The organism is Gymnodinialimonas mytili (genome assembly GCF_037544085.1).
GTDB lineage: Bacteria > Pseudomonadota > Alphaproteobacteria > Rhodobacterales > Rhodobacteraceae > Gymnodinialimonas > Gymnodinialimonas mytili.
Genome location: NZ_JBBIFW010000001.1, coordinates 47,067 through 59,308, shown reverse-complemented (window position 1 = coordinate 59,308; position 12,242 = coordinate 47,067). Strand labels below are relative to the sequence as shown.

Sequence of the window (12,242 nt, the reverse complement as noted above, 5' to 3'; positions counted from 1 at the left end):
AGTTCCCGATATGCTTCCCCAAGACCGCCTTCGTCAGATCACCGACCGGTTCGAATTCCTCGAAGCGCAATTGAATGGCGGGCCAGATGCCTCCGAGATTGCCAAGATCAGCCGTGAATATGCCGAGCTAAAGCCGGTCGTGACCGAGATTGCAGCCTATAATCAGCTGCTTGAGGATCTGACCGAGGCTGAACTCATGCTCGACGATCCCGATATGCGCCCCCTGGCCGAGGAAGAACTGCCGCGCCTGCGCGAGGCGATCCCCGCCGCGGAACAGGCCTTGCAACTGGCGCTGCTGCCCAAAGACGCCGCCGATGCCAAACCCGCCATGATCGAGATCCGGCCCGGCACCGGTGGGGACGAGGCTGCCTTGTTCGCGGGCGATCTGCTGCGGATGTATACGCGCTATTCCGAAAGCCGCGGTTGGCAGTTGGAGATCGTGAATCTTCAGGAAACCGAGCTGGGCGGGATCAAAGAGGTCACCGCCCGGATCGCGGGTGAAAATGTGTTCGCCGCGCTGAAATTCGAATCCGGCGTGCATCGCGTGCAGCGGGTGCCCGAAACCGAAAGCGGTGGGCGGATCCATACTTCGGCGGCGACCGTTGCGGTTCTGCCCGAGGCCGAAGAGGTTGATATCGACATCCCCGCCGCCGATATCCGCATCGATACGATGCGCGCCAGCGGGGCAGGCGGGCAGCATGTCAACACCACCGATTCCGCCGTGCGGATCACCCATTTGCCGTCCGGGATCGTGGTGACGAGTTCCGAGAAATCGCAGCACCGCAATCGCGAGATCGCCATGGGGGTTCTGCGCGCGCGACTTTATGATGCCGAACGGCAGAAGGTGGATCAGGAACGCGCCGCCGACCGCAAGGCGCAGGTGGGCTCCGGCGACCGGTCCGAGCGGATCCGGACGTATAACTTCCCGCAAGGCCGCATGACCGATCACCGCATCAATCTGACGCTCTACAAGCTCGACCAGGTGATGGCCGGGGATCTGACCGAGATCATCGAGGCCCTCACCGCCGAAGATCAGGCCATGCGATTGGCCGAAATGGAGGCATAATGTCCATTACCCGGCCTGCAAATGTGCAAGCACAGCTCAATTGGGGTCGGGATGAATTGGCGCGCGCAGGCATCGACGGTGCCGCCCGAGATGTGCGCTGGATCATGGGCCATGTGCTGAATATCGGCGCCGACCGCGTGCCGCTGCACGGACATGATGAAATGACCCAAGGCCAGATGGCACGTTTTCTCGATGCCGTGGTCGATCGCAGCCAAGGCAAACCCGTCAGCCAGATCATCGGCAAGCGGATGTTTTACGGCCGTTGGTTCGCGGTGACGGGCGATGTGCTGGATCCGCGGCCCGAAACCGAAACGCTGATCGAACACGCGTTGGCCGCGCCGTTCCGCAATGTGCTGGATCTTGGCACCGGCTCGGGCTGTATCCTCGGGACGTTGCTCGCCGAACGGCCCCAGGCCCGCGGCATCGGCACCGACATGTCGCCGGCGGCGATGAATGTGGCCATGGTAAACTTGACGCAATTGAGGGTGGATGACCGTGCGGGCCTGGTGGTTTGCGATTGGTTCAAGGGGATCGTGGGCCATTACGATCTGATCGTGTCGAACCCGCCCTATATCTCGCATGAGGAATATCAGCGCCTGATGCCCGATGTCCGGATGTGGGAGCCGCAAATGGCCCTGACCCCGGGTGGGGACGGCCTGAGTGCATACCGCGAACTGGCCGTGAATGTGCGCAGTCATCTGACCCCCGGCGGGCGGCTATTGCTGGAGATCGGCCCGACCCAATCCGCGCAGGTGTGCGGCATGCTGGATCGGATGGGGCTGGAAAATATCGCCTGCCACAAGGATTTGAACGGAAAAGACCGGGTGATTTTGGCGTGCCGCCCCTGAGCAACCCATCGATTTCTGTGGCGCAGATGCCGTTTTTCCGCTGTTTTCACATCGTTTCGCCAGTTTGGTCTTGTCATGGGACGGCGCGCATGGTTACTCCTTTCGCGTGAGGCCAGCGGACCGATTGGACCAGCGGCACACTTTCCTAGCCAGACAGCGCTATTGCCCTCGATCAAGATGGGTGTCGCGCAGACTGACCCATATTGGCCCGGTCGGATACGACCATGGGCCACCAACCAGGATAACTGGAAAAGACTGCACATGAGATCATCGAAGAACCGCTCGCGGTCCAAGGGGAACCGCAACCGCTCCGTTGGCAATATCGTCAATCGCGTCTTCGACTCCTCGGGCCCCGAGGGCAAAGTCCGCGGCACACCGCAGCAGATTATCGACAAGTACAATCAGCTGACCCGCGACGCGCAGCTCAGCAATGACCGCGTTGCGGCCGAGAACTTCCAACAACATGCCGAGCATTATCTGCGCATGTTGGGCGAGGCACAGCGCGAGATGGAAGCCAAGCGCGAACAGCAGCAACAGCAGAACCAGAATCAAAACCAGAACAATCGCGGCCAACAGGGCGGTAACCCGAAAAACCAGGGCGGTGGCGGCGGCGATCAGCAGCCTCAACCGCAATCCGGGGATCAGGGCCGCCAACCGCAGCAGCCCCAACCCGAGGCCGCACCCGAGGGGCAGCAGCCCGCCCAGGGCGGCTTCGATGCCGTGATCGAAACCGATGGTGGCGAAAGCGGCCTGGTCGAAACACCGGAAAACCCGGCCCCAAAACCCAAGCGGACGCGCAGCCGCCGTCGCAAGGCCGATCCGGCGCCCGACGCCGGCGAGGCCAGCGGTGAGGCCGCTCCGGCCGCGCCAGAGGATGGTGACAAGCCTCCGCAAGAGGCCGCTGAGTAATTCGCCGACAATCTGACTGACATTGCGCGCCGTGATCCACCAAGATCGCGGCGCGTTGCTTTTAGAGTGCGGATGATGTCCCGCGGTCTAAGCCAAGGTGCGCGCCAGGGCGCAGAACCCTTCGATCGGCACCTGTTCAGCCCGCTCCGTGGGTGCAATCCCCGCGGCGCGCAGGTGCTCTTCGATATCGGGCGCCAACCCTTTCAGGGCTGCGCGTAGCATTTTGCGCCGCTGCCCGAAGGCGGCTGCCACCACACGTGACAAGACCGCCGGATCGGCCTCGTATCGCGGTGCGGACAGGGCGGTTAGATGCACAACGGCCGAGCGTACTTTGGGCGGCGGCGTAAACGCCTCAGGCGGCAGGGTCATGGCGATCCGCGCCTCACACCGCCATTGCGCCAGCACCGCCAACCGCCCATAGGCCTTGCCCCCTGGCTGCGCCACGATCCGGTCGGCCACCTCGCGCTGAAACATCAGTGTCAGGCTGTCCCAGGCGGGCGGCCAACTTGGCGGGGTCAGCCACCGCACCAGCAACTCGGTTCCGACGTTATATGGGAGGTTGGCCACGATCTTGCGCGGCGGCGCCAAAACCGCCTGCCAGTCGATCTCCAAGGCATCGGCGTTCATCACCTCCAATCGGCCGGGATAAGCTGCCGCGATCTCGGCCAGCGCCGGCAGGCACCGCGCATCCTTTTCCACCGCCACGACCCGCCGCGCGCCTTCTGCCAGCAGGCCGCGCGTCAATCCGCCAGGGCCGGGGCCCACCTCCAACACATCCGCCTGGCTCAGATCACCAGCCAGCCGGGCGATCTTGGCCGTCAGGTTCAAATCCAACAAAAAATTCTGCCCCAACGCCTTGCGCGCCGATAGGCTATGGGCGGCAATCACCTCCCGCAAAGGCGGCAATGCATCAATGGCCATCCCACTGCCCTCGATCTTTGCTTTCCAAATATCCTCGGTGGGGCGCCGCAGGCGTGGGGGGCAGATAGCCCCCCTCCGGCGCCAGCCACCATGCCGAACCCGAACCACAGCCCCCCGCCCGAGGCACCGCCTCGGGCGCCGGGTCGCGCGCGGGGCGCAGGGGCCCGAAAGGGCCCGAGCACGCGGCGAAAGACCGGGGCGTCATGGGGCGGTTCCCGCCGCCATCCGCGCCGCGGCCATGTCGTGCGCCATCCGCAAGGCGGCAATCAGGCTGGTCGGGTCCGCCGCGCCGCGCCCGGCAATATCGAAAGCCGTCCCGTGATCGGGAGAGGTGCGGATAAAGGGCAGCCCCAGCGTCACATTCACCCCGCCCGCAAAATCCAGCGTCTTGATCGGGATCAGTGCCTGATCGTGATACATCGCAATCGCCGCGTCGTAGCCCGTTCGGGCACCTGCATGGAACATGGTATCGGCTGAATGCGGTCCGCTCACCGCCAGGCCCGCGCCGCGCAGGGCATCAAGCACCGGCGCGATCAATGTCAGCTCCTCATGCCCCATCGCCCCGCCTTCGCCGGCATGGGGGTTCAGCCCGGCCACCGCCAGCCGTGGCGCCGCGATCCCGAAATCCTGCCGCAAGGCCGCGTCAGTGATCTCGATCGTCTCTCGCAACAGCTCCGCATTCAGGGCCTGCGGTACGGCCTCCAGCGCGATGTGGATCGTCACCGGCACCACCCGCAGATCCGGGCAGGCCAGCATCATCACCACGCGGTCCACACCCGCCAGATGCGCCAGAAATTCCGTATGGCCCGGAAAGGCAAAGCCCGCGCCGTCCATCAATGCCTTTTTGTGGATCGGGCCCGTCGTCAGGGCCGCGGCGGCGCCCGATTGTACCAGCGCAACCCCGCGTGTGATCGCGTCGATTACGCCCTGGGCATTGGCCGGATCCGGGCTGCCGGGCCGGACCTCTCCGTCAAAGGCCAGCGGCAAGACCGGCAGGCCCTGCGCCGCGGCCAGGGGCGCCTCATCGGGCGCGTCGACCTCGATCACCGCCACCCCAAGCCCCGCCAGATGCCGTGGATCTCCGATGACGAAAAAGGGCAGGGCGTCGCGCAGGTGATCCCAGGCCTTCGCTGCAATCTCCGGGCCGATACCCGATGGCTCTCCAATGCTCAGCGCAATCGGTGCGGCGCCAGCCATGGCCTAGTTGAGGAACCGAATGGTCGCGTTGGCGCGCAATTCTTCGATATATCCCGCTGCGAGGCTCTCCAGCCGCTGCTGGAACAGGCGCTCACGCACCGCCGCGCGGCCACCTTCCGGATCGGCCAAGACCCGGTCGCACAACATCACGGCAAGCAGCACGGCGCCACCGTTCCGCGTGACCTGGGTCGACATCTCGTGATCGTCGAGATTGCGCAGGGCCAGCGCGATATCCTGCTCGATCTGACCGGGGGCAACGCTTTGGCGCTCGAACCCGCCGGGGATCACACCGTTGAAATCGTTGCAGGTATCCACAGCCGCATCGAGACGCGCCGCCTCGGTCAGGGCGGCCTCGGATTGGCCGCCGGGGATTGCGATGGTGACGTAATCGATCGCGGTGACGGTCGGCGGGGGCGCTGTCACCTCCCGCTCACCGCGGAACTGAAAGATCGCAAAGGCCTGGCCCCCGCCCAAGGGCACCGGTCGGCTGACCTGGCCGGGCGCCATGTCCAAAAACATCTGGCGCAGCCCTTCGGGGATCGACGTGATGGGCCGCCAGCCAGTCACCCCGCCGCGTTCGCGGGTCGGCGCTGCCGAGAACCGGCGCGCCGCCTCTGAGAAGCGCTCGGAATTGCCGCTGACATCGCGGCCCAGACGCGCCAATTCGCTTTCCAGATTGGCCTGGTTCTGTGGCGTGACGGGAATGATGATCTCGGCCAGCAGAATTTCCACACCGCCCCCCAGGCTGGTCCCGATTTCCATCGCGCGGTCGATCTCGGCATCGCTGATGCGCGCCTGATTGGCGAATTGATTGCGCACCACATTGCGCCAGGTGATCCCGGTGGCCACGAAATCGCGGATGGTCTCCGGCGCGACCCCTTCGCTGCCCATCTGACGGATAAATTGCTCGGCCCCCAGATTGGCGCGGGCGGCGAATTCTTCCACGCCGGCCTCAATCGCCTCGGGATCCGCCGCGACGCCCAGACGCAAGCCTTCGGCCTGCTGAAGGCGCTCGTTGATCAGCGCCTCGATGGCGTCGTTGCGCAAGTCGCCCTGGGCGTTGAGCACCTCGATAAACCGGATGCGCTGATCGATCTCGTAATTCGTGACAATGGCATCATCGATGCGGATGGCCGCCGAAAACGGGCTTTGCGCCTGCACCGTACCCAGCCCCACCAGCGTCGCGGCAAAGGCCAGAGAGGCGGCCGAAAACTTTGAGAAAAAGGTCATGCTCGAACTTCCGTCACGTTGTTGCTCAGGGCGGCGTCTTGGGCCTTTTACCCCCGGCAGCTCCGCGCCGTCGAGCGCCCTTCGCGCGACGCGCCGAAACCTGCCAGGGCCACTTCGAAGCCAAACGTTGTCGAAGGCTCTACCGTGGCCGAGTCCGTATAGCTGCGCGAAACGGAAAACTCCATATCCACACATTCATTCGCAAAACCAAGCGACAGGCCCGTGCTGGTCGGCCCGCCATCGGTGAAATCATAGCGCCAATCCACACCGGCATCCCAGCCACTATCGATCTCGTAGCGGGCATCGAAGATCCATTCGGCCAGATCGCGCGGGCGATCCTCGGCCAGGTCGGATTCAAGATAGGTGTAGCTGGTGCCAAGCGTGTGACGCTCACCCGTCCAGAACAGCGAGATTTCCGAAGAGGTGAAATCGAAATTCGTATCGAACAGGGCCCGGTTGATCAGGCTTAGATTTTGGCCAAAACGCAGATGCGTGGCGACCAGGTAATCCGATTGCACGCCATCCAGGCCCGATCCCTCGGTGAACTGATCCTCGTCTTGTGCGCGCAGGACAAGCCCACCCGCCAAAGACCAGTGAAAGCCCGACGGGGCGGAGCGTGTATAGGTCAGGCCGACATTGGCCCGCGCGCCCGTTTCGCGCTGATCCGAGCCGGGGAACCGATCCAGCGAGAACAGATTGGCCTCGTCCAATTCAACAAGGAAGCTGTCTTCATTGGGCACGGGATCGCCATAGGTGTCTGACCAGACCAGTTGTGCCGCCGGCTCGATCAGGTGGCTGACGCCATTGGCCCCCGCCGCCTGTAAAGGATAGCGCATCTCAACCGCGGCATAGGGTGTCAGGCGCGTTTCCTGCCCGTCCAGATCGCCGCCCTGCCGTGTGTTGTAATAGCCGCCATGCATGGCGCCTTCGAATGTGGTGACCAGCCCGCCATACACCTCGGTGCGGCGCCAATCCAGCATCCCGGTAATGCGGGACACATCGCGGCCGTCGGGCCCGTCGATATCGGAAAACCGGTAGAGCGTTGTCGCTTCGAGGTCGGCGGTCAGGATCCCGCCGATCAGATTGGGCGTGAAGCGGCGCGTGATCTCGGCCCGACCCACCCGGGTCGGTAGGGTGTCGTTATCGACACCGTCGCGCAGCGTTTCATAGACAGTCGCCGAGACGCCCACATATTGCTCTCGATCCACACGGCTCAGCCGCACGAAGCTTTCCAGCAAGTCTACGCCAGAGAAATCGTAGGTGCGTAGATATCCGCGATCGCTGACCGCCTGCGCTTGCAGATCGAGCGTAAAGTCGCGCGGCAGGTCGAATGTGCCAACGGAAAAGAAATAGCCGCGTGTATCGTCATCGGTCAGATCATCCCAGGTCAGCGCGCCGTCCAATTGGATATATCCATGGCGAAAAGCCTGCCGGTAGCGGCCTTCAACCGTTTGCCCGCCGGTTCCGATCCAGGGCGTGAGGGTCAGGTCGGCATGGTCGCCCAGACGAATGAAATAAGGTGTCAGCAGATGCGTTCCGGTGACATTGTCCTGTCGGCTATCGGGCACCAGAAATCCGGTTGCCCGTTCCAGGTTGGGGTCGGGCAGGCGCAATTGCGGCAGGTAGAACACCGGAATTCCCAATACGCGCAGATGCGCATTGTTGAAGTAGAGCTGTTGTTCCGCCTCGTCATGGATGATCCGGCGCGCACGGATTTCCCATAGCGGTGTGGGGTTTTCAAAACAGACTTCGCAATAGGATGCCACGGCCTGATAGGCCTGTGTATAGCGCCCTTCGGACCGGTTGATCTCGGTGGCGGCGATCTGCAATTCGCGGTCCAGCACCAGGCGTGCGGATTGCATCACGCCATTTTGCAGATCCGATGACAATTCGCCGAAATCGGCGATGATCACAGTATTGCCGGACGGCTCGGTCAACGTCATCGGGCCCTGAACCACAAGCCTATCCGTTTCGCCATCAAACGAGATCGACTGCGCACGCAGGCGCGTGCCTTCAAAGAAGACTTCGACCGAGCCATCAGCCGTGACCGATGAGGTGCCATCGAAGCGAATGTTGTCGGCGATCAAGGTGGCAGGCGCAATGGCGGGCGCGCTCTGCGCCGCCGCCAGATGTGGTAGGCAGAGTAGGACGGCCAGCGTCGCCGCAAAGATATAAGCCATGCGCCGCATCACCCGTCTTCCGTATGCAAAAGTAGGCCCAAGGCCAAGAGAATTGCGGCAATCGGGGGTGTCCAACCCACAAGTGTTGCCGAAACCTGTCCGGTTTCCCCCAAAACCTCTGCAAAGCGCCGCAGGAACACAACGCCGAAGCCCAGCATGATCGCCGATAGGACCATCACGCCGGTTTTGCCAAACCGCGTATGGCGCATGGTGAAGCCTGCGCCGATCAACACCATCGCCGCCAGCAGAAGGGGCGAGGACAATTGCATCTGAAACCAGGTGCGGTGCTGAAGCGCGGCAAATCCCGCATTGTTGAGCTGCCGGATGAAGCCTGGCAGTTCAAAAATCGGGATCGTCTCGGGGTTGCCGAAACTATCGCGGATCTGCTCAGCCGTCAGGCTGGACGGCAGGGTCAGCGTCGCCAGAAGCTCAGATTCCGCTTCGGGGTTGTGTGCGCCCAGAATGCGCCAGCGTTTCACATCCGTCAGGGTCCAGGCGCCCAATTCAAGGATCGCTTCCGCGGCATCCATCCGCTCGACCATCTGACCATCGGTGTCGAAGGTGAAGAACGACGCGTTGAACAGGTGGGTGCCGTCGGAATTGGTGCCGCCCGCGCGGATCACCGTTTGCTCGCTTTCCACCCCCTGGCGCAACCACAGGCCTTCGTTCGTTACCGACACGGTGCGCGATTCCAATCCCGTCAGACGCGCCAGCGCCAGATCGTATTCCCGCGCCGTCGCCGCCACCAAGGGGTTCAGCACCGCCAGGCTGAGCACCCCCAACAAGAGCGACACCACCACGGGCGAGGCGGCCGAGCGCAGGGCCGACCGACCCGCCGCCCGCACCACAACCAGTTCCGAGGTGCGCGCCAAGCCCAGGAACAGGACCAATGTGGCCAGCATCACAAACAGAGGCAGCAATCCGTTGATGGCGCGCGGCAGGTTCAGCATCGCCAATTGCAGCGCTGCGCCAAAGCCCTGGCCCGAATCCAGGCGCCGCATCTGATCAGCCATGTCGATCGGCACCAGCACGGCGATGAACACGACCAGCACGATGACAAAAGCGCGCAGGAAGCGCCGCGCGATGTAGAGGTGCAGGATCATAGCGGCACCCGCCGCCAGCCCTTGCGGCGCCGCATCGCAAGGCCCAGCATCACCGCAGCGACCAAGGCCGCTATCGCGGGCTGCGCGTAGGATAAGAGCCACAGATCGGCATCGGCGCGCACCTGCGCCTCGGCGGCATTGCGCACGATCTGCATGGGCAGCACCAGCATCACCGCAATCAGGATCTGTTTCCACACGCCAAACCGCGAAAACGATCCCAGCATCAAGGACGCGGCGGCGATGATCGGCACGAAAATCACGAACAGCGATTGCGCCAGGCGGTCATGGCCCTCAAAGACCAGACGGCCATAGCCGATACCCAGCCGCTCGGCCATTTCAGGCGTGGCGCGCAGCAGCAGGCCAGTTGGCAATTCGCGGGCGCTGATCCGGCGCAACCCGCCCTCGGCAATCAGCCCGCCCAAATCATAAGTGAAATCGCTGAATTGCACCGTGGCGAGCCGCCCGGTCTCCAGGTCAAGGGTCTGGGCCGTACCGTCAAACATCACCAAACGCGGCCCCGTCTCGGACCGCACCAACAAAGCGTTTCGGGCGGTATAGGTGACCTGCGCGCCGGGTGTCGTCTGATCCTGCAGGAACAAATCGCTGAACTCGCCCAGATCCGAGATGGCGCGGATATAGACGGTCAGGCCATCGGTCGGGTGAATGAACTCCCCCTCGCGCAGGAACCGGCCGGTCAGGTCGTCGGCGACTTCTTCCTGACGGTCCATGAATTGCGTGCGCGCGGTCGGGGCCAGGATATTGCTCAACAGCGCGATCAAGATCGCCATCAGCACTCCAAAGGCAAAGACGGGCCGCACCAGCCGCAATGCCGACAAGCCCGCAGTTTGCAGTACCACCAGCTCAGACTCGCCGATCAACCGATTGAAGATGTAAAGCGTCGCCACGAAGGCCGAAACCGGCAGGATCAATTGCACGATCCAGGGCAGCGTCAGGGCCGAAAACTCCAAAAACACGCTCAGGTTCTGGCCATCGGCAATCAGGGAATCGAACAGGCGCGCGGCTTGATTCACCCAATAGACCGAAACCAGGACCAGGCTGAAAAAACCAAAAAGCAGGATCAACTGCCGTAAAATATATCGATCAATATGACCCAAGAGGGTCCCCCAACATGCTGTGTCCGGGTGGCAGACCGGACGCCGTATCTGTCATTTACGCCAGTTTGTGTCCAATGCGTAGGGGCATCTGGTCAACATCCGGTTTGCGCCCTAGTCTCGCGACCTGAAAGTCACGCTTTAATCGCCTTTAAGGAGCCGCGCCATGACCTCGCTGACCGCCATCGACTTTACAGAGACCGATCTTGATGCGCTGGCGGGGGCGGCGGGAAAGCTCGCCATTCTGGTGACCGATGACGGCAAGCTCGATCCGGCCGGTCGACGGGTGAACCGTCTGACCAAAGGCGCTGTGGCGCGGCTGGTCGACTCCGACCGCTGGGGCAAGGTGAAGGTGGGCGAAGGATTTACCATGGGCTTCCCCGCGGGGCTTGAGGCCAAGGCGCTGTTGGTGGTCAAGCTCGATCGCCGCCCCTCCGTCGCCGAGGCCCGCAAGGCCGGGGCGTCCTTGGCGAAGTTCAAGGGCAAGGGTGCTCTGACGATCTGCACCGGCGCGACGACGCGCATCGCGGAATTGGCGCTGGGTCTGGTCCTGCGCGCCTACACGTTCGATGCCCATAAGTCTGGCGACAAGACCGAGTTGGAGGGGGCGTTGATCCATTGCGCCAAACCCGATGAGGCCAAGGCCGATCTGGGCGCCGCCATGGCGGTGGCCGAAGGCGTGGTGTTCACCCGCGATCTGGTCAATGAGCCCTCGAACATCCTGACAACGCAGGAATTTGCCGACCGTTTGGAGGCGATGAAGGATCTGGGCCTGGAGGTCGAGGTGCTGGAAGAGGCCGATCTGGAAAAGCTCGGCATGCGCACGCTGCTGGCCGTGGGGCAGGGCAGTGAAAGCCCCTCCAAGGTTGTCGTGATGTCTTGGAATGGCGGTGGCAAGGAAAAGCCGCTGGCTCTGGTCGGCAAGGGGGTGGTCTTCGACACTGGTGGGATCAGCCTGAAGCCTGCGGCAGGCATGGAAAACATGACCATGGATATGGGCGGTGCGGGCGTTGTGTCGGGCGTGATGAAAACGCTGGCGCTGCGCAAGGCCAAGGCCAATGTCGTGGGCCTGGTCGGCCTGGTGGAAAACATGCCCGATGGTCGCGCGCAGCGGCCCGGTGACGTGGTGACCTCGATGAAGGGTGATACGGTGGAGGTGATCAACACCGATGCCGAAGGTCGCCTCGTTCTGTGCGACGTGATGTGGTACGCGCAGGAGCGGTTCGAGCCGACGGGCATGATCGATCTGGCGACACTGACCGGTGCGATCATCATCGGGTTGGGCCATGAAAATGCAGGTGTCTTCTCGAACAATGACGATTTCTGCAAAGCCTTCCTGAAATCGGCAGAGGCCGAGGGTGAGGGCGCCTGGCGGATGCCGTTGGGCGCCGCCTATGACGCGATGCTCAAAAGCCGTGTGGCGGATATGAAAAACGTGGGCGGTCGGGACGCTGGCTCGATCACCGCGGCGCAGTTCCTGCAGCGCTTCGTCAAGGACGAGACGCCCTGGATCCACCTGGATATTGCCGGTGTGGCCTCGGTCAAATCCGACACGACCCTTGCGCCGAAAGGGGCGACGGGCTGGGGTGTGATGGCCTTGGACCGCCTGATCCGCGACGAATATGAGGAATAACCCGCGTCTAAGCCGCTGAAGGCAGTCGCGCAGCGCAGAAAGG

10 protein-coding genes are annotated in these 12,242 nt (G+C 63.1%); 4 read left to right on the top strand and 6 right to left on the bottom strand.

Features of this window, described 5'->3' with window-relative positions; genetic code table 11:
• The first annotated feature begins 10 nt into the window (after positions 1 to 10).
• The 3 genes from prfA to V8J82_RS00300 all read left to right on the top strand — a co-directional run bounded on the left by prfA (position 11) and on the right by V8J82_RS00300 (position 2,823).
• On the top strand, positions 11 to 1,066 hold the full coding sequence (gene prfA, locus V8J82_RS00310; protein WP_339970925.1) for a peptide chain release factor 1: 1,056 nt from the start codon (positions 11 to 13) through the stop codon (positions 1,064 to 1,066).
• Positions 1,066 to 1,914: a peptide chain release factor N(5)-glutamine methyltransferase gene (gene prmC / locus V8J82_RS00305; RefSeq protein ID WP_339970922.1), complete on the top strand. Its 849-nt coding sequence runs from the start codon at positions 1,066 to 1,068 to the stop codon at positions 1,912 to 1,914. The genes prfA and prmC overlap by 1 nt, the downstream gene beginning before the upstream one ends.
• Before the next feature lie 261 nt (positions 1,915 to 2,175).
• Entirely contained in the window at positions 2,176 to 2,823 is a 648-nt protein-coding gene (locus V8J82_RS00300) for a DUF4167 domain-containing protein (RefSeq protein ID WP_339970920.1), read from the top strand.
• Between the two features lie 87 nt (positions 2,824 to 2,910).
• Here V8J82_RS00300 and rsmA read toward each other — a convergent pair whose 3' ends face one another.
• The 6 genes from rsmA to lptF all read right to left on the bottom strand — a co-directional run bounded on the left by rsmA (position 2,911) and on the right by lptF (position 10,569).
• Entirely contained in the window at positions 2,911 to 3,744 is an 834-nt protein-coding gene (gene rsmA / locus V8J82_RS00295; RefSeq protein ID WP_339970918.1) for a 16S rRNA (adenine(1518)-N(6)/adenine(1519)-N(6))-dimethyltransferase RsmA, read from the bottom strand.
• 201 nt (positions 3,745 to 3,945) lie between these two features.
• Entirely contained in the window at positions 3,946 to 4,941 is a 996-nt protein-coding gene (pdxA, locus tag V8J82_RS00290) for a 4-hydroxythreonine-4-phosphate dehydrogenase PdxA (RefSeq protein WP_339970916.1), read from the bottom strand.
• 3 nt (positions 4,942 to 4,944) lie between these two features.
• Positions 4,945 to 6,171, bottom strand: a complete 1,227-nt coding sequence (locus V8J82_RS00285; protein WP_339970914.1) for a peptidylprolyl isomerase — start codon at positions 6,169 to 6,171, stop codon at positions 4,945 to 4,947.
• 47 nt (positions 6,172 to 6,218) lie between these two features.
• Complete coding sequence (locus tag V8J82_RS00280; protein ID WP_339970912.1) at positions 6,219 to 8,351, bottom strand: LPS-assembly protein LptD; 2,133 nt, start codon at positions 8,349 to 8,351, stop codon at positions 6,219 to 6,221.
• A gap of 8 nt (positions 8,352 to 8,359) precedes the next feature.
• Positions 8,360 to 9,454, bottom strand: a complete 1,095-nt coding sequence (lptG, locus tag V8J82_RS00275; RefSeq protein ID WP_339970910.1) for an LPS export ABC transporter permease LptG — start codon at positions 9,452 to 9,454, stop codon at positions 8,360 to 8,362.
• Positions 9,451 to 10,569, bottom strand: coding sequence for an LPS export ABC transporter permease LptF (gene lptF / locus V8J82_RS00270; RefSeq protein WP_339970908.1), 1,119 nt, complete (start codon positions 10,567 to 10,569; stop codon positions 9,451 to 9,453). The genes lptG and lptF overlap by 4 nt, the downstream gene beginning before the upstream one ends.
• A 163-nt stretch (positions 10,570 to 10,732) precedes the next feature.
• Here lptF and V8J82_RS00265 point away from each other — a divergent pair, with 163 nt between their 5' ends.
• Positions 10,733 to 12,199 (top strand): leucyl aminopeptidase, encoded by a 1,467-nt coding sequence (locus V8J82_RS00265; protein WP_339970905.1) that lies wholly within the window; start codon positions 10,733 to 10,735, stop codon positions 12,197 to 12,199.
• Positions 12,200 to 12,242: the final 43 nt, after the last annotated feature.

Excerpts from the sequence above, each read along its gene's own strand:
- prfA (WP_339970925.1), top strand. The coding sequence starts at position 11 with ATGCTTCCCCAAGACCGCCTTCGTCAGATCACCGACCGGTTCGAATTC.
- prmC (WP_339970922.1), top strand. The coding sequence starts at position 1,066 with ATGTCCATTACCCGGCCTGCAAATGTGCAAGCACAGCTCAATTGGGGT.
- V8J82_RS00300 (WP_339970920.1), top strand. The coding sequence starts at position 2,176 with ATGAGATCATCGAAGAACCGCTCGCGGTCCAAGGGGAACCGCAACCGC.
- rsmA (WP_339970918.1), bottom strand. The coding sequence starts at position 3,744 with ATGGCCATTGATGCATTGCCGCCTTTGCGGGAGGTGATTGCCGCCCAT.
- pdxA (WP_339970916.1), bottom strand. The coding sequence starts at position 4,941 with ATGGCTGGCGCCGCACCGATTGCGCTGAGCATTGGAGAGCCATCGGGT.
- V8J82_RS00285 (WP_339970914.1), bottom strand. The coding sequence starts at position 6,171 with ATGACCTTTTTCTCAAAGTTTTCGGCCGCCTCTCTGGCCTTTGCCGCG.
- V8J82_RS00280 (WP_339970912.1), bottom strand. The coding sequence starts at position 8,351 with ATGGCTTATATCTTTGCGGCGACGCTGGCCGTCCTACTCTGCCTACCA.
- lptG (WP_339970910.1), bottom strand. The coding sequence starts at position 9,454 with ATGATCCTGCACCTCTACATCGCGCGGCGCTTCCTGCGCGCTTTTGTC.
- V8J82_RS00265 (WP_339970905.1), top strand. The coding sequence starts at position 10,733 with ATGACCTCGCTGACCGCCATCGACTTTACAGAGACCGATCTTGATGCG.